The 22,386-nt window shown below is 73.5% G+C and carries 21 protein-coding genes and 1 tRNA gene; 14 read left to right on the plus strand and 8 right to left on the minus strand.

Features of this window, described 5'->3' with window-relative positions:
- Window positions 1–9: 9 nt before the first annotated feature.
- On the plus strand, window positions 10–597 hold the full coding sequence (locus FXF65_RS25675) for a histidine phosphatase family protein (RefSeq protein WP_148352601.1): 588 nt from the start codon (window positions 10–12) through the stop codon (window positions 595–597).
- A 137-nt stretch (window positions 598–734) separates the two neighbouring features.
- Window positions 735–1,034: a metal-sensitive transcriptional regulator gene (locus tag FXF65_RS25680; protein WP_089312530.1), complete on the plus strand. Its 300-nt coding sequence runs from the start codon at window positions 735–737 to the stop codon at window positions 1,032–1,034.
- Between the two features lie 32 nt (window positions 1,035–1,066).
- Here FXF65_RS25680 and FXF65_RS25685 read toward each other — a convergent pair whose 3' ends face one another.
- Window positions 1,067–1,585 carry a MarR family winged helix-turn-helix transcriptional regulator gene (locus FXF65_RS25685; protein WP_148352602.1) on the minus strand — a complete coding sequence of 173 codons (519 nt, stop codon included), beginning with the start codon at window positions 1,583–1,585 and terminating at the stop codon, window positions 1,067–1,069.
- A 118-nt stretch (window positions 1,586–1,703) separates the two neighbouring features.
- Here FXF65_RS25685 and FXF65_RS25690 point away from each other — a divergent pair, with 118 nt between their 5' ends.
- Window positions 1,704–3,242: a DHA2 family efflux MFS transporter permease subunit gene (locus FXF65_RS25690; RefSeq protein ID WP_148352603.1), complete on the plus strand. Its 1,539-nt coding sequence runs from the start codon at window positions 1,704–1,706 to the stop codon at window positions 3,240–3,242.
- Window positions 3,243–3,263: 21 nt separating this feature from the next.
- Here the strand turns inward: FXF65_RS25690 and FXF65_RS25695 are convergent, their stop codons facing one another.
- The 3 genes from FXF65_RS25695 to ggt form a co-directional block, all read right to left on the minus strand.
- The gene (locus tag FXF65_RS25695; RefSeq protein ID WP_246199096.1) at window positions 3,264–4,139 is read right to left on the minus strand and encodes an oxygenase MpaB family protein; all 876 of its coding nucleotides are present in this window, start codon (window positions 4,137–4,139) and stop codon (window positions 3,264–3,266) included.
- Window positions 4,140–4,253: 114 nt separating this feature from the next.
- Window positions 4,254–4,613, minus strand: coding sequence for a divalent-cation tolerance protein CutA (cutA, locus tag FXF65_RS25700; RefSeq protein ID WP_148352604.1), 360 nt, complete (start codon window positions 4,611–4,613; stop codon window positions 4,254–4,256).
- Between the two features lie 90 nt (window positions 4,614–4,703).
- Window positions 4,704–6,623, minus strand: a complete 1,920-nt coding sequence (gene ggt / locus FXF65_RS25705) for a gamma-glutamyltransferase (RefSeq protein ID WP_246199097.1) — start codon at window positions 6,621–6,623, stop codon at window positions 4,704–4,706.
- Between the two features lie 412 nt (window positions 6,624–7,035).
- Here ggt and FXF65_RS45435 point away from each other — a divergent pair, with 412 nt between their 5' ends.
- From FXF65_RS45435 to FXF65_RS25740, 7 genes are all read left to right on the plus strand, one after another.
- Window positions 7,036–9,330, plus strand: a complete 2,295-nt coding sequence (locus FXF65_RS45435) for an APC family permease (protein ID WP_246199098.1) — start codon at window positions 7,036–7,038, stop codon at window positions 9,328–9,330.
- Between the two features lie 195 nt (window positions 9,331–9,525).
- Window positions 9,526–10,359: an NUDIX hydrolase gene (locus tag FXF65_RS25715; RefSeq protein ID WP_148352605.1), complete on the plus strand. Its 834-nt coding sequence runs from the start codon at window positions 9,526–9,528 to the stop codon at window positions 10,357–10,359.
- Between the two features lie 50 nt (window positions 10,360–10,409).
- Window positions 10,410–11,438 (plus strand): serine/threonine-protein kinase, encoded by a 1,029-nt coding sequence (locus FXF65_RS25720; RefSeq protein WP_246199099.1) that lies wholly within the window; start codon window positions 10,410–10,412, stop codon window positions 11,436–11,438.
- Between the two features lie 11 nt (window positions 11,439–11,449).
- The gene (locus tag FXF65_RS25725; RefSeq protein ID WP_148352606.1) at window positions 11,450–12,421 is read left to right on the plus strand and encodes a hypothetical protein; all 972 of its coding nucleotides are present in this window, start codon (window positions 11,450–11,452) and stop codon (window positions 12,419–12,421) included.
- Between the two features lie 13 nt (window positions 12,422–12,434).
- Window positions 12,435–13,733 (plus strand): adenylosuccinate synthetase, encoded by a 1,299-nt coding sequence (locus FXF65_RS25730; RefSeq protein ID WP_148352607.1) that lies wholly within the window; start codon window positions 12,435–12,437, stop codon window positions 13,731–13,733.
- A gap of 52 nt (window positions 13,734–13,785) precedes the next feature.
- Window positions 13,786–15,756 carry a hypothetical protein gene (locus FXF65_RS25735; protein ID WP_246199100.1) on the plus strand — a complete coding sequence of 657 codons (1,971 nt, stop codon included), beginning with the start codon at window positions 13,786–13,788 and terminating at the stop codon, window positions 15,754–15,756.
- A gap of 23 nt (window positions 15,757–15,779) precedes the next feature.
- Window positions 15,780–16,484, plus strand: coding sequence for a 3-keto-5-aminohexanoate cleavage protein (locus FXF65_RS25740; protein WP_148352608.1), 705 nt, complete (start codon window positions 15,780–15,782; stop codon window positions 16,482–16,484).
- A gap of 18 nt (window positions 16,485–16,502) precedes the next feature.
- Here FXF65_RS25740 and FXF65_RS25745 read toward each other — a convergent pair whose 3' ends face one another.
- Genes FXF65_RS25745 through FXF65_RS25755 form a run of 3 tightly spaced genes read right to left on the minus strand, consistent with a single transcriptional unit; the run spans window position 16,503 to window position 19,469 of the window.
- Window positions 16,503–17,117 (minus strand): Rv1733c family protein, encoded by a 615-nt coding sequence (locus FXF65_RS25745; RefSeq protein ID WP_148352609.1) that lies wholly within the window; start codon window positions 17,115–17,117, stop codon window positions 16,503–16,505.
- A gap of 43 nt (window positions 17,118–17,160) precedes the next feature.
- The gene (locus tag FXF65_RS25750; RefSeq protein ID WP_148352610.1) at window positions 17,161–18,786 is read right to left on the minus strand and encodes an MFS transporter; all 1,626 of its coding nucleotides are present in this window, start codon (window positions 18,784–18,786) and stop codon (window positions 17,161–17,163) included.
- Window positions 18,783–19,469: an LppX_LprAFG lipoprotein gene (locus FXF65_RS25755; RefSeq protein WP_148352611.1), complete on the minus strand. Its 687-nt coding sequence runs from the start codon at window positions 19,467–19,469 to the stop codon at window positions 18,783–18,785. Before FXF65_RS25755 ends, FXF65_RS25750 begins: the two co-directional genes overlap by 4 nt.
- A 188-nt stretch (window positions 19,470–19,657) precedes the next feature.
- On the opposite strand from FXF65_RS25755, the gene FXF65_RS25760 reads away from it, so the two are divergent.
- Both FXF65_RS25760 and FXF65_RS25765 read left to right on the plus strand, forming a co-directional pair.
- Window positions 19,658–19,731, plus strand: a tRNA-Ile gene (locus FXF65_RS25760).
- A 302-nt stretch (window positions 19,732–20,033) separates the two neighbouring features.
- Complete coding sequence (locus FXF65_RS25765) at window positions 20,034–20,837, plus strand: SAM-dependent methyltransferase (protein WP_148352612.1); 804 nt, start codon at window positions 20,034–20,036, stop codon at window positions 20,835–20,837.
- A 1-nt stretch (window position 20,838) separates the two neighbouring features.
- Here the strand turns inward: FXF65_RS25765 and FXF65_RS25770 are convergent, their stop codons facing one another.
- Window positions 20,839–21,612 (minus strand): enoyl-CoA hydratase-related protein, encoded by a 774-nt coding sequence (locus tag FXF65_RS25770; protein ID WP_148352613.1) that lies wholly within the window; start codon window positions 21,610–21,612, stop codon window positions 20,839–20,841.
- Window positions 21,613–21,682: 70 nt separating this feature from the next.
- On the opposite strand from FXF65_RS25770, the gene FXF65_RS25775 reads away from it, so the two are divergent.
- Together FXF65_RS25775 and FXF65_RS25780 are read left to right on the plus strand one after the other, a co-directional pair.
- Window positions 21,683–22,069 carry a DUF7715 family protein gene (locus FXF65_RS25775; RefSeq protein ID WP_148352614.1) on the plus strand — a complete coding sequence of 129 codons (387 nt, stop codon included), beginning with the start codon at window positions 21,683–21,685 and terminating at the stop codon, window positions 22,067–22,069.
- Window positions 22,070–22,084: 15 nt separating this feature from the next.
- A complete protein-coding gene (locus tag FXF65_RS25780) occupies window positions 22,085–22,381 on the plus strand; it encodes an MTH1187 family thiamine-binding protein (protein ID WP_148352615.1) in 297 nt (98 codons plus the stop codon).
- Window positions 22,382–22,386: the final 5 nt, after the last annotated feature.

A 22,386-nucleotide genomic window follows, 5' to 3' on the forward strand; every position in this document is an offset into this window, starting at 1 on the left:
CAGTCACTCATGGGTGAGCTGATCTTGCTGCGGCACGGGGAGACCGAATGGAGCCGCGCCCGCCGGCACACCGGGCGGACGGACCTGCCGCTGACGGAGCGCGGCGAGGAGCAGGCGCGCGCGCTGCGCGGGGCGCTGCGCGGGCGGCGGATCGTCCGGACGGTCGCGAGCCCCGCCGAGCGGGCGCTGCGCACCGCCGAGCTGGCCGGGCTCCGGGTGGACGACGTCGACCCCGACCTGTGGGAATGGGACTACGGCGGTTACGAGGGCGTCACCACGCCCGAGATCCAGGAGGACCGTCCCGGCTGGTACCTGTGGGACGACGGGGTGGTCCCCGGCGACGCCGCCCATCCGGGCGAGACCGTCGAGCGGGTCGGTGCGCGGGCGGACGCCGTCCTCGCACGGGTGCTGCCGCTGCTCACGGACGGTGACGTCGCGCTCGTCGCGCACGGCCACGTCCTGCGGGTGCTCACCGCGCGCCGGCTCGGCCTCGCGCCCGCGCAGGGCCGCCTCTTCGCCCTGGAGACCGGGACGGTGTCGGCCCTCGGCGACGAGCACGGACGCCCGGTGATCACCGCCTGGAACGTCCCCGCCTGAGGACCGCCCGGCGGGGAGGCCGGCGGGGCGCCGCGCGGGGCGGTCGGATTGTCGTCCCCAGCGCATAAGGTACCCATTGGGGGATGTCCCCCAGGGGTACCGGGGCGCGTGCCCCCGAAGGGATTGCGAGGACGGAGATGGCGACCAGCGAGACCCCCACCCGCGGGTACACCGCCACCAAGGACCAGCTGCAGACCCGGCTGGCCCGGATCGAGGGCCAGGTGCGCGGCATCGACCGGATGGTCGAGGAGGACCGCTACTGCATCGACATCCTCACCCAGATCAGCGCCGTCCAGGCCGCGCTGGACAAGGTGGCGCTCGGCCTGCTGGACGGCCACGTCCGGCACTGCGTGGCCGAGGGCGCGGAGGAGGGCAAGGGCGAGGCCATGTCCACCGAGCTGATGGCCGCCGTGGGCCGCCTCATGCGCCGCGGCTGACCCCCCCCACCCGCACGTGACGCGCGCGGGCCTCAGTCGTCGCGGGCGGAGTCCGGTTTGCGGCGGCGGGCGTGCTCGATGCTGTCCACGAGGACGCGCCATCCTTTCAGGAAGTGCCCTCGCTCCACCGGGTCGAGGGTCTCCAGGGCCGTTCTGAGGGGGCGGACCCGGCGCCAGGCGAACCGCTCGATCGCGGCGCGGTGCTCCTCGTGCAGGCTGACGATCATGCGGCGGCGGTCCCGGTCGTCCGGGCGCCGCTCGACGAACCCGCCGCGCTCCAGCTCGCCGAGGAGCTGGCTGGCCGTGGCGGGGTTCAGCGCCATGTGCCGGGCGAGGACGCCGACCGGCGCGGGCCCGTGCAGCACGAGCGCCATCAGCGCGGGGACGTGCCGGGGCCCGAGGCCCGCGTCCTTCACCCGCGTCATGAGCCCCTCCGCGTCCCGGTGGCCGTCCGCCCCCTTCATGCCGCGCACCATGCGGCTGATGAGCTGGATCAACGTCTCCAGGTCGGCGTCGATCGAGGCGTCGGTCGTCCCGGAATCGTCAGACATATCTTGAATCTCAACATATTTCGTGATCCACTGCCAGACGTATTGAAGTTCAAGGTGTTTCGCGGTTCAACGATCGGGGACACGGAGGCGACCGGAGACGAAGGCAGGGGGGCCGACCATGGCCGAAAGCCCGTCCACCAGGGTGGCGCCGCCGGGGAGCGGCTCCGCGGAACGGCTCGACCGCCAGACGATCGTGCTCGGCCTGGTGATCGTGTCGGGGACCGTGATGGCGATCCTGGACACCACGATCGTCAACGTGGCGCTGGAGACGCTCGGCCGCGACTTCGACACCGGGCTGTCCACCATCCAGTGGGTCATCACCGGATACATGCTGGCCATGGGCACGGTCATCCCGCTGACCGGCTGGGCCGTCGACCGGTTCGGCGGACGGCGCGTCTGGATGACGTCGATCGTGCTGTTCGTCCTCGGCTCGGCGCTGTCCGGCCTGGCCTGGAACATCGAGTCGCTGATCGTGTTCCGGGTGCTGCAGGGGCTCGGCGGCGGGATGCTGATGCCGACCGGCATGGCGATCCTGACGATGGCGGCCGGGCCGCGCCGGCTCGGCCGGATCATGAGCATCATCGGGGTGCCGATGCTGCTCGGTCCCGTCCTCGGCCCGGTGCTCGGCGGCTGGCTGGTCGAGGACGTCGACTGGCGCTGGATCTTCTTCGTGAACCTGCCGGTCGGCGCGCTCGCCCTCGCGCTCGCCTGGTGGAAGGTGCCGCACGACCACGGCGAGCACCGCGCGTCGGCGTTCGACGTGCGCGGGCTGGTCCTGCTGCCGCCGGGGTTCGTCCTGCTGATCTACGGGCTGTCCACGGCGACCAGCCACGGCGGCTTCGGGGACGCCGCGACGCTCGGCTGGCTCGCTGCCGGCGTCGTCCTCGTCGGCCTGTTCGCGCTGCACAGCCTGAGCCGCGGCGAGCGCGCGCTGATCGACGTGCGGCTGTTCGCCGACAGGACCTTCGCGACCGCGTCCGCCGCCGTGTTCTTCGTCGGCATCGCGCTGATGGGCTCGATGCTGCTGATCCCGCTCTACTACCAGACCGGGCGCGGCGAGGGCGCGTTCGCGGCCGGGCTGCTGCTCGCCCCGCAGGGCCTCGGCGCGGCGACCGCGATGCCGCTGGCCGGGGTGATCACCGACAAGCTCGGCGCGGGGCGGATCGTCCCGTTCGGCATCGTGCTGCTGGTGCTCGGGACGGTCCCGTTCGCGCTCGTCCAGGCGGACACGTCCTACTGGCTGCTCGGCTCCGCCCTCTTCGTGCGGGGGCTCGGGCTCGGCTGCACGATGATGCCGACGATGTCGGCGGCGCTCACGACGCTGCGCAGGGAGGTGGTGTCGCGGGCGAGCAGCACGCTGAACATCATCGTCCAGCTCGGCGGCTCGGTCGGGACGGCGCTGCTCGCCGTGATCCTGTCCCAGCAGATCAGCGACCGGATCCCGCAGGCGAGCGGCGGCGGGGCCGGCGGGGGCGGCCTGGGGCGGATCCCCGCGCAGGCCCGCGAGCAGGTCGCGCCGAAGCTGGCGGACGCGTTCGGGCACACGTTCTGGGTGGCGCTCGCCCTCACCGCCGTGCTGATCATCCCCGCGCTGCTGCTCCCCCGGCACGGCGCGCACGCCAGGGACGGTGAGCGCGGGGCGGTCCCCTTCGAGTGACCCCCGCCCCCGGCGAGAGCCCTAGGACGCGATGGTCCAGGCGGCCGGGTCGGACTCGTGCTCGCGCGTGAGCCGCCTGGCCCGCCTGGCGTCCGGGGAGTAGCGGTACCGCTCCGGGACGATCCGCGTCGTCCGGTGCAGCCCCTTGAGCGTCACCGTCGCGGCGAGGTCGGACGTCGGCAGGCCCGGCAGCCCGTACATGCGGCGCGCCCAGCGCGGCAGCGTCGCGACGACCAGCATCCCGATGCCGGGCGCGGCGAGCTTCAGCGGCAGCAGGTTGCGCGGGACGGCCGGGCTGAACATCCGGCGCAGCCCGTCCCTCGCCTCGTCGCACGCCCAGATCCGGCCGCGCATGCCGGCGTAGTAGTCGCGCATCTCGGCGACGGACGCGGGCACGTCCGCCGGGTCGAGGCCGACGACCGCGGCGGCGCGGCGCTGCTCGTCCACGAAGGCGTCGGCGTCCGCGCGGGTCAGCCCGACGCCGGCGCGGCGGGCGACGTCCAGGTAGGAGTCGACCTCGCCCATGTGGACCCACAGCAGGTTCTCGGGGTCGTCCACCGGGAACGTCTCGCCGGTGCGCAGGTCGAGGCCGGTCAGCTTGGAGTGCAGCTTGCGGACGCGGCGGCCCACCCGCTCGACCTCGGCCTCCGTCCCGTAGGTGCGGACGCGGACGAACTCCACCGTCCGGCCGAGCCGCGCCCACGCCGCGGACGGGTCCATCAGCTCGGAGTTCTGCGCCGTCCCCCACATCGACCGCGGGTGCAGTGCCTGGAGCAGCAGGGCCCTGATCCCGCCGACGATCAGCACGGGCTCGCCCATGATCCGCCACGTCACCGAACCGGGCCCGAAGAGCCCGTGGTCCACCGGCTCGTCGCGCAGGTCGCGCACGTCGGGCACCTCGACCGCCTCCCGTCTCCGCCGGCCGGCGCGGGGGCGCCGACCGAAGTAACCGAAGACTTACCCAATCACGGCGCGGGTCACACGATCAAGCCCTCCACCTGCGGGACCGCGTCAGTCCGCGGCGTCGGCGACGGCCTCGTCGGGCCCGTCCGGCTCGGTCTGCTCGGTGATCCAGGACAGGTAGTCCATGCTGCCCGCGACGACCGGGGTGGCGATGATCTCGGGGGTGTCGTAGGAGTGCCCGTCGGTGATCAGCGTGGCGAGCTCCTCGAACCGGGCGGCGGTGGTCTTGAACAGGACCATCCACTCCTCGGCCGACTCGATCTCGCCCTCCCACCAGTACGTGCTGGCGATCGGTCCGACGAGCTGCGCGCACGCCACGAGGCGCTCGGCCACCGCGGACCTGGCCAGCTCGGCGGCCTCCGCGCGGGAGTCGGTGGTGGTCGTCACCTGGACGTACGTGTGGGCCATGGCACGAGTCCTTCCCTGTCGTCACGCGCGCACGCCCCCGCGAGCGGCACTACCCGGCACCGTTGTCCGGCACCGTTGTCCGGCACCGCGTTATCCGGCACCGCCGGGCCGGACGGGCCGGACGACCAGCGCGCTGCCGCCGCCCCGCCGCACCGGCTCGGCGACCGCCTGGACGAGCCCCGGCCGCAGGATCTCCAGCCCGGTGGCCGCGCCGATCACGCCGAGCGGCGGGCCGGGGAACAGCTCGATGCGGTGCCCGCGCGCGGCGAGCTGGCGGCCGTAGGCGTCGATGAACGGCTGCTCGGCGAAGACCTGCGGGGTGTTGCGCTGCGTGGCGCGCGGCGCGGCGAGCGCGGTGGGCAGGTCCATGCCGAGGTCGATCCGGTTCATCAGGATCTGCAGGACGGTCGTGATGATCGTCGAGCCGCCGGGCGTGCCGAGCGCGAGCCGCGGGCCGCCGTCCTTGAGCACGAGCGTCGGCGACATGCTGCTGCGCGGGCGCTTGCGCGGGCCCGGCAGGTTCGGGTCGGGCGGCGAGCCGGGCGCGGGCGGCTGGAGGGTGAAGTCGGTCAGCTCGTTGTTGAGCAGGAACCCGCGTCCGGGAACGGTGACGCCGCTGCCGCCGAACTGCTCGATCGACAGCGTGTAGGCGACGACGTTCCCCCACTTGTCGGCGACGTTGAGGTGCGTGGTCTGCGGGCCCTCGAACGCCAGCGCGCGGGTCTGGGTCCCCGGCGGGACGCACGGCTCGTAGGAGCCGTCCGGCGAGCCGGGCGCGACCGGCGCGGCGGCGGCCCGGTCCGGCCTGATCAGGCAGGCGCGCTCGCGGGCGAAGCCGGACGACAGCAGCTCCTCCAGCGGGACGCCGACCTTGTCGGCGTCGCCCACGTAGCGTCCCCGGTCGGCGTAGGCGAGCTTGGACGCCTCCAGGTAGTAGTGCAGCGCGGTGACGGGGTCGCGCGGGTCGAGCCGGAAGTTGCCGAGGATGTTCAGCGCCTCCCCGACCGTCGAGCCGCCGGACGACGACGGCGGCATCCCGTAGACGTCCATCCCCCGGTAGGGGACGTGCGTCGGCGTGCGCTCCACGGCCCGGTAGGCGGCCAGGTCGCCCGGCTCCATCAGGCCGGGCCGGACGTTCCGTCCGGACGCCGGGTCCACCGGCGGCCTGGCGACGGTCGCGGCGACCTCGCGGCCGAGGCGTCCCCGGTAGAACCAGCCGGGGCCGCGCTTCGCCAGCTCGCGGTAGGTGCGGGCGAGGTCGGGGTTGCGGAACACCGTGCCGACCTCCGGCGGCTTCCCGCCGGGCAGGAACAGCTTGCGGGTCGGGACGATGTCGCGGAAGCGCGCCTCGTTCACCGCGGTCTGGTCGTGGAACTCCTGGTCGACGACGAAGCCCCGCTCGGCGACCTTGATCGCGGGACTGAGCGCGTCGCCCAGGCCGCGGGTGCCGAAGCGGCGGAGCGCGAGGTCCCACTGGGCGAGCGTGCCGGGGACGCCGACGCTCAGCCCGCTGGTCACCGCCTGGTCGAACGGCAGCGCCTTGCCGGTCGCGGGGTCGATGAACGAGCTCGGCCCCATCCCCTTCGGCGCGAACTCGCGGCCGTCGATGCTGTGCACGCGGCGCGTCTTCGCGTCGTAGTAGGTCATGTAGCCCCCGCCGCCGATCGCGGCGACGAACGGCTCGGTGACGCCGAGCGTGGCGGCCGCGGCGACGGCGGCGTCCATCGCGTTGCCGCCGCGCCGGAGCACGTCCAGGGCGGCGCGGCTGGCGTCGGGGTCGACGGTGGAGACGGCGCCGCCGGAGCCGGTGGCGACGGGCTGCTTGACCGGCGTGCCCGGCCGGCCCGGCACCGAGGCGGGCGCGAGGCCCGGAGCGGCGGCGGTGGCGGCGGTGGGGGCCAGCGACGCGGCGACGGCGAGCGCGGTCAGCGCGGCGAGGCGGCGCACGGCCCGCGACGGGCCCGGCGGCGCCGGGCGCGGGGCTTCCGGGGACGACGGGGAGCGGAACACCGGACCTCCTGATGAACGCGGCGTCCCTACCGTGTCACCGATCTTCGTCCGATGCCACCGTCCGCACCGGCCGACCCCGGACGCGCGACACGCCGTGCGCCGCAAGGCTTCCCGGCTTCCCGGACGGCCCCCCAGAAAGATCGTAAAGCGCTTTCCCTAGTGGAAATGGGGTGTATTACGTCGGAACGATCCATCGAAAACGATTCGGCATCAGCACCGCGTGAGGAGCGCGCTGCGGGACGTCGCTACCTGCCGGTTTGGCAGGATGCGCCAACGGCGGAGTGACACCAATCACCCCGAAAACGTTGCGATTATCCTCATACCTGGTGAATTCTTAGGGACTTCGACAAGCCGTCATCTCGCGAACAGCGGCGCGGGTTCAGGGCCTGGGGGGACACCTATGACCTGGGACATGCGCATGCGCAACAACATGTTCCGTCGCCTGCCCGTGGAGCAGGCGACCGGCCGCCTCTACGGGGGCCGGCACCGGCTCCGCGTCGTCTACCGCACGCGCGACCTCGTCGTGCTCGGCCTCGGCGTGATGATCGGCTCCGGCATCTTCAAGATCGCGGGCGACCAGGCGGTCTCCACCGCCGGTCCGGGCGTGCTCGTCTCCTTCCTGATCGCGGGCGGCGTCTGCCTGCTGGTCGCGCTGGCCCTGGCCGAGCTGTCCTCGATCATCCCGGTGGCGGGCAGCGCCTACTCCTTCAGCTACGTCGCGTTCGGCGAGGTCTGGGCGTGGATCGTCGGCTGGGCCCTGATCATGGAGCTGCTGCTCGCGTGCGCGGTGCTCGCGCGGGTCTGGTCGCTGTACGCGACGCAGGCGCTGAGCGACTTCAGCGTCCCGGTGCCCGGCTGGCTCGGCGACCTGATCGGCCAGCAGAAGGGCCCGGACCTGTTCGCGTTCGGCATCCTGCTCCTCGTCGTCGTGATGCTGGCGACCGGCAGCCGGATGAGCCTGAAGACCCTGTGGTTCATGGTCATGGCGAAGCTCATCGTCGTCGGCCTGGTCATCGCCACCGGCCTCAAGTTCTTCAGCGCCGACAACGTCACGCCCTTCATCCCCCCGGCCCAGCCCGCGCCGAAGGGCGACCAGACGGCGCTCGACGCGCTGCTCAGCGCGGTCGGCGGCGGCTCGCCGCACGTGTTCGGCGTCTGGGGGCTGTTCGCCGCCGCGCCCGCCATCGCGTTCGCCTACATCGGGTTCGACCTGATCGCGACCGCGTCGGAGGAGACCGAGGACGCGCCGCGCAAGGTGCCGCGCGGCATCCTCACCGCGCTGATCACCGCCGTCCTGCTGTACGCGGCGGTGGCGGTCGTCCTGGTCGGCATGGTCGGGATGGACGGCTTCGCCAAGCTCGACCCGGACAAGGTGCTCATCGCCGCGGCGTTCGACTCGGTCGGCGCGGGCGCGATGGGCAAGCTCGTCGACGTCGGCGTGGTGCTCGGCCTGACCACCGTGATCCTGGTGCTGCTGATCAGCCTGACCCGCGTCGTGTTCTCGATGTCCCGCGACGGCCTCCTCCCCCGGCCGCTCGCGACCATGAGCAAGTACAAGGTGCCGTCGCGGGCGACGCTGCTGTCCGGCGGCGCGGCCCTGGTGGTGTCCCAGACGGTCGACGTGCTCACGCTGGAGCAGATGGTCGTGATCGGGACGCTGTTCGCGTTCCTGTTCGTCCCGGCCGCGATGGTGGCGCTCCGCCGCACCCGTCCGGACCTGCACCGCCCCTTCAAGGTGCCGGTCGCGCCGCTCACCGCCGCGGTGACGATCATCGCGATCGGCTGGATGATGCTGAACCTCAAGGTCCAGACCTGGGGCTACTTCTCGGTCTGGATGGTGGTCGGCGTCCTGCTCTACATCGCCTACGGGCGGCGCAAGAGCCAGATGAAGCTGCTGCTGGACGCGCCGCCGCCGGAGCGCCCGGTCGCCGCCCGGCTGACCGCGCCGCCGCCCGGCGTCGCCCCGGTGGCCGGCCCGCCGGGCGCGTCGCAGCCGTCCGCGTACCTGTCGGGCGAGTACCCGGGGCAGGGGCAGTACGAGAGCGGGCGGCAGCCGAACTACAGCAGCGGCGCGTGGGCGGCCGAGCAGCGGCCCGGCGCGCCGGAGAGCCCGTACCCGACCGGCCGGTACTCGGCGGGACGCCGCCAGCCCGGCGGCCGGTTCGCCCCCGAGCCCGGCCCGCGCGACTCCTTCGACACCTACATCCCGGGGACGGGCGCGTCCAGCGGCTACACCCCGGGCGCCTCCGGCGCCTACGAGGCGGGCCCCTCGGGAAGCCACCAGGCCGGCCCCTCAGGCAGCTACGAGTCCGGCCCCTCGGGCAGCTACGAGGCGGGCCCTTCAGGCGGCTACGAGTCGGGCGCCTCGGGAAGCTACGGCTCGGGAGCGTACGGCTCCGGGAGCCAGCAGTCCGGGGCGTACGGCTCCGGGAACCAGCAGTCCGGAGCGTACGGATCGGGCGCGTACGGGACGGGCGCGTATCCGTCGGGCGGGCACCCGTCGGGCCCGTACCAGGCGCGCGAGCCCTCCGAGGACCCGTACGCCGTTGACCCAGGAGTGCCGAACCCGTACTCGTCGGGGCCGTACCAGTCCGGTCAGTACGGTTCGGGGCCCTACCCCCCCGGGCGCCGCGAGAACCGCCGTCCGACCTGGGAGGACGAGGAGCACGAGGAGCCGCCGCCGCAGGGCGGCCGGCACCGCCGCTGAGTGCCGCTCCGGAAACTCTGTTTTGTGAAGTTTCGCCAAAAGTAGCGGGCGCCGCTCCCACCGGGGACGGCGCCCGCACTCGTTCCCGGGCTCCCGGGGTGGACACGGGCACCCTTCCAGGCTAAGTTATTCTCAACTAGAGTTGATCTCCTATCGAGACTTACTCGGGCCGAGAACGACCGGAGAGGACGCGGCATGACCACCCCCGAGCCGGAGCGCGACGAGAGCGAGTTCCTCGCGCGGTACGACCCGCGCGAGTACGACCCCGTCAGCGTGACCGTGGACGTGGTCGCCCTCACCATCCGCGACGGCGCGCTGCACGTCCTGCTGGTGCGGCGCGGCGGCCCTCCCTACGAGGGGATGTGGGCGCTGCCGGGCGGGTTCGTCCACGCGGGCGGGCCGGCGGGAGCCGACGCCGAGGACCTCGCGGACGCCGCCGTCCGCGAACTGGCCGAGGAGACCGGGCTCAGCGCGAAGGGCGGCGTGATCGGACGGATCCACCTGGAGCAGCTCGGCACCTACGGCGCGCCCCGGCGCGACCCGCGGATGCGCGTCATCTCCGTCGCCTACCTGGCGTTCGCGCCGGAGCTTCCCGATCCGGAGGCGGGCGGCGACGCGGCCGACGCGGCCTGGGTCCCCGTCGACGCGCTCGGCCTGACCGAGTCGGCCGCCCAGCGTCCGGGGACGACCCGGCGGCTGGCGTTCGACCACGCGCGCATCCTGTCGGACGGCCTGGAGCGCGCCCGCGGGAAGCTGGAGTACACCCCGCTCGCCACGGCGTTCTGCGGCGGCGAGTTCACGATCCCGGAACTGCGCTCGGTGTACGAGGCGGTGTGGGGCGAGGAGCTGCACGCGGGCAACTTCCACCGGAAGGTCCTGTCGGTGCCGGGGTTCGTGGAGAGCACCGGCGAGACGTCCGACCGGGGCGGGCGGCGCGGCGGTCCGCGTCCGCGCCTCTACCGCCCCGGCGACGCCCGCCTCCTGCATCCGGCCCTGCTCCGTCCGAGCAGGGAGGAGCAGATCAGATGAGCGAAGCGAACCGGGGGGTGTGGGGGGTCGGCCCCCCACGAGGAGCACAGATGAACATGGATCTGGACGACGCGCTGGCGCGGCTCGACCGCGCGCGGACGGCCGCCGACCTGTTCGGCTCCGACCGGGACGAGGCGGCGCGGCGGTACCGGCGGCTGGTCAGGCTCGTCCACCCGGACGCGAACGGCGGACGCACCCGAGACGCCTTCATCAGGCTGAACGCCCTCTGGCACGCCCACGGCCGGGGCGACGACCCGACCGTGATCACCACGCGCCGGAACTCCTACCGGCTGGACGGCGACCCGGTCGGCGGCGACCTGGCGGAGCTGTACGCGGCACGTCCGGAGACCGGTACCGCCGTCCTGCTGAAGATGCCGCGCGACCCGCGCGACGGCGACCTGCTCGAACGCGAGGCCGTCGCGCTCCGCCAGCTGCCGAAGGACGGCGACGGGAAGTTCCTGCCGTACGTGCCGCGGCTCGTCGAGTCGTTCCGGCACAAGGACGCCTCGACCGGCGCCCAGCGGCACGTCAACGTGGTCGCCGCGCTGGACGGCTTCCACACCCTGGCCGAGGTGGGGCGCGCGTACCCCGGCGGCGTCGACCCGCGCGACGCGGCCTGGATGTGGCGGCGGCTGCTCGTCGGCCTCGGGTTCGCGCACCGCGCGGGCGTCCTGCACGGGGCGGTGCTGCCCGAGCACGTGATGATCCATCCCGGGCGGCACGGGCTGGTCCTGGTCGACTGGTGCTACTCGGTGCCGGGCTGCTACGCGCACGTCGACGGGTCCGGGCGCGTCCCGGCGATGGTCGACCGGTACGCGGACCGGTACCCGCCCGAGGTGCGGGGACGCCGTCCCGCGAGCCCCGCGACCGACCTCTACATGGCCACCCGGTGCATGACCGACCTGATGGGCGACAAGGCCCCGAAGGCGATGCGCTCGTTCGCGCGGGGCTGCCTGCTGCCCGCGCAGAACCGGCGCCCCGCCGACGCCTGGCGGCTGCTGGCCGAACTCGACGAGCTGCTGGAGCGGCTCTACGGCCCGCGCCGCTTCCGCCCCTTCCACCTGCCCTCCCTCCACTGAAGGAGACGACCATGGGAAGCGGACACTGGTCCACCGACGTCTACGCCGCGCGGGCGAGCTACCGCGCGTCCACCGGGGCGAGCGCGTTCGCCTACTCCGACGGCGGGGCGACCGCCGTCCACCCCGACCTCGACCCGCGCGGGGTGACCGTCCGGGAGAGCAGGGATTCGGACGACCACCCCGAGTCACTGGCGATCGGCGTCCTGTTCGACGTGACCGGCTCGATGCGGACCGTCCCGCGGACGCTCCAGGCCAAGCTCCCCGACCTGCTCGGGCTGCTGCTGCGCAAGGGGTACGTCGAGCACCCGCACATCCTGTTCGGCGCGGTCGGGGACGCGACCTGCGACCGCGCGCCGCTGCAGGTAGGCCAGTTCGAGGCCGACAACCGGATGGACGACGACCTCGGCAAGATCCTGCTCGAAGGCGGGGGCGGCGGCCAGATGCGCGAGTCCTACGAGCTGGCGATGTACTTCATGGCCCGGCACACCTCGATCGACTGCTTCGACGAGCGCGGCAGGCGCGGCTACCTGTTCATGATCGGAGACGAGCTGGCCTACCCGAAGGTCAGCCGGCGCGAGGTCGCGAGGGTCATCGGCGACGAGCTGGCCGAGGACGTCCCGGTCGAGGAGATCGTGCGCGAGCTTCAGCGCAAGTACGAGGTGTACTTCATCATCCCGGAGGGCGCCTACCACTCCGGGAGCCGCGAGCTGCGGGACTTCTGGCAGGGGCTGCTCGGCCAGAACGTCCTGTACCTGGACGACCTCGACGCGGTGTGCGAGACGATCGCGCTGACCGTCGGGCTCGCCGAGGACGCCATCGACCTCGACGAGGGCCTGGAGCACCTCGCGGAGGCGGGATCGGACGCGGGCGCGTCGGTGTCCCGCGCGCTGGCCCGGCTGGACGCGTCCCGCGCGCCCGCCGCGGTGTCGGCCGCGCCGCCCGGACTCGGCCGGGCCGCCCCGTCCGGGACGACCCGCCTCTGACCTGCCGCCGACCATGGGACACGTGATCGTCGTCGACCTCGGCTTCGGGGACGCGGGCAAGGGCACGGTCGTCGACCACCTCTGCTCGGCGAATCCCGTGGCCGCGGTCGTGCGGTTCAACGGGGGCGCGCAGGCCGCGCACAACGTCGTGGCCCGCGACGGGCGGCACCACACGTTCGCCCAGTTCGGGTCGGGGACGCTCACGCCCGGCGTCCGGACGCACCTGTCCCGGTTCATGATGGTCGACCCGCTGGCGCTCGCCGCCGAGGCCGACCACCTGCGGGGGCTCGGCGTCCCGGACGCGCTCGACCGGCTCACCGCCGACGCGGACGCCCTGCTCACGACCCCGTACCACCGGGCCGCGAACCGCGCGCGGGAGTCCGCGCGCGGCGCGGCCCGGCACGGGTCGTGCGGGATGGGCGTCGGGGAGACGGCGTCCTACGCGCTCGCGCACGCCGACGCGCCGCGCGTCGCCGACTGCCGGTCCCCGGCGCGGCTGCGGCGGCGGCTGTCCGCGCTGCGCGACTGGTACCGAGACGCCTTCCCCGGCGGCGCGGACGTTTCGGAGGACGTCCCGGACGTCGACGCCTGCGCCGCCGCGTTCACCGCCTTCGCCGACCGGGTCGAGATCGTCGGCGAGGGCCATCTGCGCGGCCTGCTCCACGCCGGGGACGTGGTGTTCGAGGGCGCGCAGGGCGTCCTGCTGGACGAGTGGCACGGCTTCCACCCGTACACGACCTGGTCGACGACGACGTTCGCGAACGCGGAGACGCTGCTCGCCGAGGCGGGCGCGTCCGCCGCGCGGCTCGGGGTGCTGCGCGCGTACGCGACCCGGCACGGCCCCGGCCCGTTCGTCACCGAGGACCCGGCGCTCACCGCCGCCCTGCCCGACCGGCACAACGCCGCCGGGCGTTGGCAGGGCGCGTTCCGCGTCGGGCACCTGGACGCCGTCGCGCTCCGCTACGCGCTGGACGCGGCGGGCGGCGCGGACGGCCTGGCGGTCACGCATCTGGACGTCGCGGGGGCGCGTCCGGACCTGCGCGTCTGCGTCGCCTACGAGCTGGGCGGCGCGCGGGTCGGGCGGCTGGACGCCGGTCCGCCCGACCTGGACCGCCAGGCCGCCCTCACCCGGCGGCTGCTGACCGCGCGTCCCGTGTACGAGCCGCTCGGCGGCCGTCCGGCGGAGAGGATCGAGGAACTGCTGGACCTCCCGGTTGTGCTGCGCTCCTATGGGCCCACTGCCGCGGACAAGAAACTAGCCGGTTTCCGAGACCATTTGACCAAATCCTCCGCGGCGTCCAAGATCATTTAGGTCCCCTCGCGGCGCCGCCCGGGCGCCCTGGACCGATCCCCGGAGGTAGGCGTTGCGTCCATCCCAACGCGTCCTGTCGGCCTTCGCGGCGCTCGCCGCGTCCGCCGCTCTGCTGACCGTCCCGCCCGGCGCGGCGCCCGGAGCGGCGGCCGACACCGGCGACGGCTGCGACCCGATCGACCCGGCCGCGTGCCTGCTGCCGTTCCCGAACGACTGGTACACCGTCGCGGACCCGTCGACCCCGACGGGCCGCCGCGTCCACCTGAGCACGACGCTGACGAACGCGCTCGGCGCGCCCGTCAAGCCGGACGAGTGGAACCGCTCGGACGGCTTCTCCCCCGGATCGATGCTGCTCAGCCGCGTCCCCGGCGTCGACCTGGCGCGCAGCGGGGCGGCCCCGGTCACCGACATCGGCGCCTCGCTGCGCCGCGACGCGCCGATCGTCATCGTGGACACCGCGACCGGCGAGCGCCAGCCGTACTGGGCCGAACTGGACGGGAACGCTCCGGACGACCGGAAGGCGCTGATCGTCCGTCCGGCGCGGAACCTGCGGGAGGGCCACCGCTACGCGGTCGCGCTGCGGAACCTGCGCGACGCGTCCGGGAACGTGATCGAGCCCAACGCGTCGTTCGCGAAGCTCCTCGGGCCGACGCTGCCGTCCGACGACCCGCTCCGCGCGCGGCAGCGGGCCGAGCACGGGACGCTCGCCGCCCTCGCACGCAACGGCGTCGGCCGCGACGGCCTCTACCTCGCCTGGGACTTCACCGTCGCGAGCCGCCAGAGCACCACCGGGCAGGTGCTGCGCATGCGCGACGAGGCGCTCGGCCAGCTCGGTGAGGGCTCGCCGTCGTTCCAGGTCACGGACGTGAAGAACGACGTGGACGACAAGATCGCCCGCGAGGTGAAGGGCGTCGTCTGGGCGCCGAGCTACCTCGACAAGGACGGCGGACCGGCCGGGTCGGCGCTGAACCGCGACCAGGACGGCAACCCGGCGCAACTGCCCGGGAACAAGCAGGCCGTGCCGTTCCAGTGCGACATCCCGAAGTCGGCGTTCACCGAACCGGCGCGTCCAGCCCTCTACGGGCACGGGCTGCTCGGCAACGAGCGCGAGGCCGGCGCGGCCAACGTCAAGGCGATGGCGGCCGAGCACGGCTTCGTGTTCTGCGCGACCAAGTGGATCGGGATGGCGGACGAGGACGTCCCGAACGTCGTCTCCGCGCTGGGCGACATCACCCGCTTCCGGACGGTCGCCGACCGCCTCCAGCAGAGCCTGCTGAACTTCACCTTCCTCGGCCGCGCCATGACCCGCGGCTTCGCCGAGGACAGGGCGTTCCAGAACGACGCGGGCGAGTCGCTGATCGACCGGCGGGCACCGCTGACCTACGACGGCAACAGCATGGGCGGCGTCATGGGCGGCGCGCTGACCGCCGTGTCCCCGGACATCCGGCGCGCGGTCCTCGGCGTCCCGGCGATGAACTACAGCACGCTGCTGAACCGCAGCGCCGACTTCCCCCGGTTCGGCCAGGTGCTCGACCGGGCCTACCCGGACAAGATCGACCAGCAGCTCGGCCTCGCGCTGATGCAGATGCTCTGGGACCGCGGGGAGGCCGACGGGTACGCCCGGCACCTGACGCGCGACCCGCTGCCGGGCACGCCGCGGCACCGCGTCCTCATGCACGTCGCGTTCGGCGACCAGCAGGTCTCGCCCATCGCGGCGGAGGTCGAGGCCCGGACGATCGGCGCCCGGATCCACGCGCCCACCGTCCTGCCGGGACGCAGCCTGGACCGGACGCCCTACTGGGGGATCCCGGCGTTCGAGTCGTCCTACGCCGGGTCGGCCATGGTCGTCTGGGACAGCGGCTCCCCCGTCCCGCCGATCGGCAACGTCCCACCGACGGAGGGCCGCAACCCGCACTCCGACCCGCGCAACAACGCGGACGCCCGGCGGCAGAAGGCCGTCTTCCTCACCACCGGCGTCGTCGTCGACGTCTGCGGCGGAGGGCCCTGCGTCATCACTCCGTGATCCCCACCTGAGATGATCGTCCAATGCTCCAGGTCTGCCCGAACGGACGCCGGACCGAGGGGGTCCCGGTCTCCCCGGCGGAGATCGCCGCCGCGGTCCGGGCCGCCGTCGACGTCGGCGCCGACGACGTGCACCTGCACCCGCGCGACGAGGCGGGCGCCGACACCGTGGAACCCGCCCACGTCGCCGCGGCGGTGGCGGCGGTCCGCGCGTCGACCCCGTCCATCCAGGTCGGGGTGACCACGGGCGCGTGGACGATCCCCGACCCGCTCGAACGGGCCGCGCGGATCCGCGCCTGGACGGTCCTGCCCGACCACGCCTCGGTGAACTTCCACGAGGACGGCGCCGAACTGGTCGCCGAGGCGCTGTTCGAGCGGGGCGTGGCGATCGAGGCCGGGATCTTCTCCGGGACGGACGGCGCGCGGCGGTTCCTGCGCTGGCCGCACGCGCACCACGTGCTGCGGATCCTCGCGGAGGTCACCGACCCCGACCCGGAGACCGCGACGGACACGGCGAAGGCCCTGCTGGGCGACCTCGGCACCCAGCACGGCCGCCCCGTCCTGCTGCACGGCGAGGAGGACGGGGCGTGGCCCGTGCTGCGGCTCGCCGTCCGGCTGAACATGGACGTCCGGATGGGCCTTGAGGACACCCTCGCCCTCCCGGACGGCTCCCCCGCCGCCGACAACGCGGCGCTGATCCAGACGGCCCGCGCCCTGCTTCCCGCCTGACGGCTCTCCGCCCGACGCTCAGGAGCGGGGGTTGTGGCCCGCGTCGGCGTCCATCCGCGCCCAGTCGGCCTCCCACATGTCGTCGCGGAGCCGGTCGCAGCGCCGCCGGACGAGCAGGTAGCCGAGCAGCACCGGCAGCCCGCAGCCGAGGACGGTCGCGGCGCCCGCGTACGCGGCGTCGGTCACCGTGCGGCTGTGCGGCCGGGGCCGCACGGACGGCTCGCCCGAGCGGTCGACCCAGATCGCGCGCTGCGCGCCGGGCTTGGCGTTCTTCCAGCTCGGCAGCGTCCCGGTGCGGGGCTTGCCGTCCTTGCCCGGCCAGGTCGCCTGGACGGTCTCGTGGATGTAGCGGTCGCCGGACGACCCGATGCCGCCGGTCGCGACGACCGTCGCGACGACCTGGTGGCGGTTCGCCCGCTCGGCGTGCTCGGCCCGGCCGCCCGCCTCGTACGACCAGGAGGACGTCCAGGCCGCGAGCGGCGGCGCGGCGCCGAGCAGCAGTACGAGCAGGGCGAGCGCGATCGTCCGCTGAACGCGGTCTATCCGCCGCCGGAGCTCGTTGCGTTCCAGCCCGAGCCGCCGGCGCAGCCTGGTGAGCGGGGTGCCCCTCCAGCCGATGCCGGACCTGCGCATCTGCGTCACCTCCCCGGGGAGTGCCCTCCCGGCAAGAGGCCCTTTAGCCGTCGTTTCCCAGGATATTCCCGAGTCCGCTGATCGGCACGCGACCCGTGGCCGAATCATTTCCCGAATCCCGTCCGGTATGCCGCAACGCTGACCGAATCCGGCCACCGTCCCGACCCTGATCGGCCTCGCGGTCGCGTCCCGGGCCGCCGGGGCGGGGCCTCGCGGCCAGCGCGAGCAGCGCGCCGAGGGCGCACATTCCGGCGGTGATCCAGAAGATCTCCTGGTATTCGGTGCGGAGCGCGTCCTGGACGGCCGCGTTGTAGACCTTCATCTGGCGCGCGAACTCGGCCTTCGACATCAGGAACGGCAGCGGCGGCTTCAGGTCGGACGTCAGCGCGTGGAACCGGTGGAAACCCCACGCGGACAGGGCCGATATCCCGAGCAGCATCCCCATCATCCGCGCCACGACCACGGCGGCCGACGCGACGCCGTGCCGCGCCGCCGGGACGAACCCGAGCACCGCCGACGACACCGGCGCGATCACCAGGCCGAGCCCGAGGCCCGTCACGACGAGGTCGACGTCCATCCTCGGCAGCGGGCCGTAGGACGCGTTGCCCAGGTCCGCGGGCCACGCCGCGATGAGCAGGTAGCCGCAGGCGGCGATCGCCATCCCGGCCGCCATCGGCCACCGCTCCCCCACCCGGCGGGCCACCAGCCCGCCGGCGACGGCCGCGACCGGCAGCGCCACGAGGAACCTGGTCAGCAGCAGCGCGCCCTCGGTGGTGTCCTTGTGCAGGACGGTCTGCGCGACGAGCACGACGTCCACCAGCGTCACCATCAGCGCCGCGCCCGACAGCAGGCTCACGCCCAGCGTCGCGAACAGCGGGCCGCGCCGGACGCCGGACAGGTCCAGCAGCCGCGTCCGCGCCCTCACCTCCCAGAGCACGAACACCGCCAGGACGACGGCCCCGGCGGCGAGGACCGGCACGCCCCAGGACGGCAGCGCCGACTCCTGCGGCTCCGGGTTGTAGACGCCGACCACCAGCAGCCCGAGGCCGAGCGCGAGCAGCAGCCCGCCGGGGACGTCCACGCCGGGGCGCGGCCCGCTCCCCCGCCCGCCCGGCACCGCGAGCTGGACGGCGACCATCGCCGCGGCCACCAGCGGCAGGTTGATCCAGAAGATCGCCCGCCAGTCGAGCGCCGCCGCGATCCCCGCCCCGTACAGCGGGCCGAGGACGCTGCCGAGCTCCTGCGCCGCCCCGACCGCGCCGAGCACGACCGGGCGCCGCCGCTCGTCCCACAGGTCGCCGGCCAGCGCCATCGTCACCGGGAGCAGCGCGCCGCCCGCCACGCCCTGGACGACCCGTCCCGCCGTCAGCGCCGGGACGTCCTGCGCCAGGGCCGTCACCACCGAGCCGACCGCGAAGAACAGCAGGCACGCCTGGAGCAGCGGCCGCCGTCCGAACCGGTCGGAGAGCTGCCCGAGCAGCGGCATCGCCGCCACGTACCCGAGCAGGAACCCGGTCAGCACGGGCGTCACCCGCTCCAGCCGGTTGACCGGGACGCCGAGGTCCCTGACGACCGGCAGCAGGACCGTGGTGACGACGTAGGCGTCCAGCGCGGCCAGCAGCACCACCGCGCCGCCCGCGCCGATCGCGACCCGGCGGCGTCCGCTCACTTCGGCGCGCTGATCTTGTAGGCGGCGTCGAACCCGGTGAACGTGATCACCACCGCGCCCTTCCCGTCCGGGAACTGGCCGCGCACCTTCACCAGCCGGTGGTCCGCGCGGCTCACCCACACCTGCCCGGCGAGATCGGCGTTGATGCCCGGGATCAGACCCGCCACCTGCTCCTTCGGCAGCGTCGCGCCCACCCGGTTCGTCTCCTTGCCGTCCACCTTCTCGACCGCCTGCGCCTTCGGCGCCGTCGCCGACGTCAGCAGCTTCGCGATGCCGCGCTCCGGATCCAGCACCGCCGACGGGTCGTACATCGCCGCGGCCAGCGCCTTCGGGACCTTCCGCCAACCGCCCGTGCCCGCGTCCAGGTAGATGCTGTCGCCCACCGCGACGACCTTCATCTCCACGTTCTGGCCCTGCTGCTCGACCGTCAGCGTCCCCTCCGCGTCACCGGCGCGGACCAGCTTCATGTCCCCGCCCTTCACGATGACCGGGGTCTTGCCCTCCGAAGCCAGCGTGAACGCCACGCTCTTCAGGCCCCCCATCGCCTGCGCGGCCTGCCGCAGCGTCTCCGCCGCGTCGAAATCGGCCTTCTTCGCGGGCTCACCGGACCCGTCCCCCTTGCACGCGCCCGCGAACACCAGCGCCAGCAGGACCGGGACGAGAGCGAGGATGCGTCGTGACATACGCCGGACCCTACCGACGGGTACCCGCGGCCGTCACTCCGCAACAGGTATGACATCGACAAGCCGGAAGTAGTACTCCGCGCGGGTGAACCACGCATGAGCGCGCCTTTCTCGGTGGCCCGTGCCGACACGCCGCCGCTAAGATGACACGCGGCCACGCCCCCGTCGCACCGGGGGACGGACGCCTCGGGGCGGTAGCTCAGTTGGTCAGAGCAGGAGACTCATAATCTCCCGGTCGCGGGTTCGAGTCCCGCCCGCCCCACCTCTTTGGGAGAGGTATGCCCGCGGAGAGCGCGGGCCATTGCGCGGTGGTCATTCCTCCCGGGGGGCGACCCCCGGACCCCCGATGTGGGGGCTCCGCCCCCACGCCCCCTGCCGGCTCGGGTTGGTCACGCCCCCTGTCGGCTCGGGTTGGTCACACCCCCTGCTGGCTCGGGTTGGTCACGCCCCCTGCTGACTCAGGTTGGGCACGCCCCTGTTGGCTCGGGTTGGTGCGTTCCTTTCTCGGCCCGGGTTACTTGCTCGGTGGTGTGGGACGGGGTGTTATGGCTTCGGGGGTGGGCCATGGCAGAGGGCGGGGAGTCTGAGCGGCCGGAGATTGATACGTCTGTGCCGCATTCTGCTCGGATTTGGAATTACTGGCTTGGGGGGAAGGACAACTTTCCCGTTGATCGTGCGGCCGGGGATCAGTTCTTGCAGGTCTTTCCGGGGATGGCTCAGGCGGCGCAGGCTTCCCGGGGGTTCCTCATGCGGTCGGTGCGGTTCATCGCCGAGGCCGGGATACGGCAGTTCCTCGACGTGGGGACGGGGCTGCCGACCGTCGACAACACGCATGAGGTCGCGCAGCGGGTCGCGCCCGAGTCGGTCATCGTGTACGTCGACAATGACCCGCTCGTGCTCGCTCATGCCAGGGCACTGCTGACCAGTACGGCTGAGGGGCGGACGGCCTATGTTCACGCCGACGCCCGTGATCCGGAGAACGTGCTGCGGCGGGCCGCCGAGAACATCGACTTCGCCCGGCCGGTCGGGCTGATCCTCAGCGGGATCATGGGGCACATCGTCGACGACGACCAGGCCCGGTGGATCGTGCGGAAGTTCGTGGACGCGCTCGCCCCCGGCAGCCACCTGTCCCTCAACGACGGGACGAACGTCCTCAGCGCGGCCAACGTCGAGGCCCACGAGCGGTACAACGCGAGCGGCGCCGCGCCCTACAAGCAGCGGAGTCCGGAGCAGCTCGCCCGGTTCTTCGACGGGCTCGAACTCGTGGAGCCGGGCCTCGTGATGGTGTCGCGGTGGCGGGTCGACCCGGGACGGTTCGGCGAGGCCCCCGAGGTGGACGGCTACTGCGCCGTCGGCCGCAAGCCCTGACTCACGCGGGCCAGTCCGGGCGGCGCTTCTCCAGGAAGGCGGTCATGCCCTCCTGCGCCTCCGGGGTCTGGCTCGACGCGGCCATCACCTCGATCGCGTACGCGTAGGCGTCCTGCTCGGGACGGTCGAACTGCGCGTACATCGCCTGCTTGCCGAGCGCCTTGCTGCGCGGGCTGCCCTGCGTGGCGCGCTGGAGGAGCTCGTGGACGGTCTTGTCGAGCTGCTCGTCCGGCACCGCGTAGTTGACCAGGCCCCAGTCGGCGGCCGTCGCCGCGTCGAACACCTCGCCGGTCAGGGCCATCTCGGCGGCGCGCTTGCGGCCGACGTTGTGCGAGATCGCGACCAGCGGGGTGTGGCAGAACCAGCCGCCCCTGCCGCCCGGCGCGGCGAACCCGGCGCTCTCGGCGGCGACCGCGAGGTCGCAGCTCGCGACGAGCTGGCAGCCCGCCGCCGTGGCGAGGCCGTGCACCCGCGCGACCACCACCTGCGGGACGGACTGGATCGTCCGCATCAGCCCCTCGCACACCTTCAGCAGGTCGCGGACGTCGGCGTGGGACGCCCCCGCCATGTCGGCGAAGTCGTGCCCGGCGGAGAAGACCGGGCCGTTCGCCGCGAGCACGATCCCGCGCGCGTCCGTGCCGCCGACCTCGCGGAACGCGCCGGTCAGCGCGAGCAGGAACGCACGGGACAGCGCGTTGCGGCGGCGCGGCCGGTTCATCGTGATCGTGGCGAACGGGCCGTCGCGACCGATCAGGACGTCGTCGTCTTCGCTCATGCTCTCGACGTTACGTCAGACCCTCGTCGTACGGTGGGGCCCGTCACCGGACGGCCGAGGGGGTCTGGCCTTGAAGCTGCTCACCGCCACCAACTCCACCCAGGGATTCCGCGACAACGACTTCGACTGGTGCGTCGAGGGCGAACTCGTCCATATCGGGACGGTCTGCGCCCGCGACCGGGACGATCCCGACGGCGGCTGCGGCTGCGGCCGCTCGTTCGCCGGGCTGAACTCGCACCGCGCCACGACGACGGCGATGGTCCGGGACGTCCCGGGGTTCACCGTCGACGACCACGTCCTCGCGATCAGGTCCAGCCTTGAGCAGCAGGGCTGCGACCCGTCGTTCGCCGAGCACGAGGCGGCCCTGCTGCGCTGCCTCGTGCGCGACTGGCCGGTGGGGGTGATCGTCGAGCGGCGGCTGGATGAGATCGTGGTACGGCACGTACTGCAGCCCTAGCTCGGGAGGTGCGCGATGCTCGTCGCGTTCTCGGTGACCCCGCTCGGCGCCGGCGAGGAGGTCGGCGGGCTCGTCGCGGAGGCCGTGCGGGTGGTGCGCGAGAGCGGCCTCCCCAACCGGACGGACGCGATGTTCACGACCGTCGAGGGCGAGTGGGACGAGGTGATGGCCGTGGTCAAGGCCGCCGCCGACGCGGTGGCCGCGCGGGCCCCGCGGGTGAGCCTCGTCGTCAAGGCCGACCTGCGCCCCGGCGTGACCGGCGCCCTGGACGCCAAGGTCGAGTCGATCGAACGCCACCTCCGCGAGACCTAGCCGGG

The sequence above is a fragment of the Actinomadura syzygii genome, from assembly GCF_008085905.1.
In the GTDB taxonomy this organism is placed as follows: Bacteria; Actinomycetota; Actinomycetes; order Streptosporangiales; family Streptosporangiaceae; genus Spirillospora; species Spirillospora syzygii.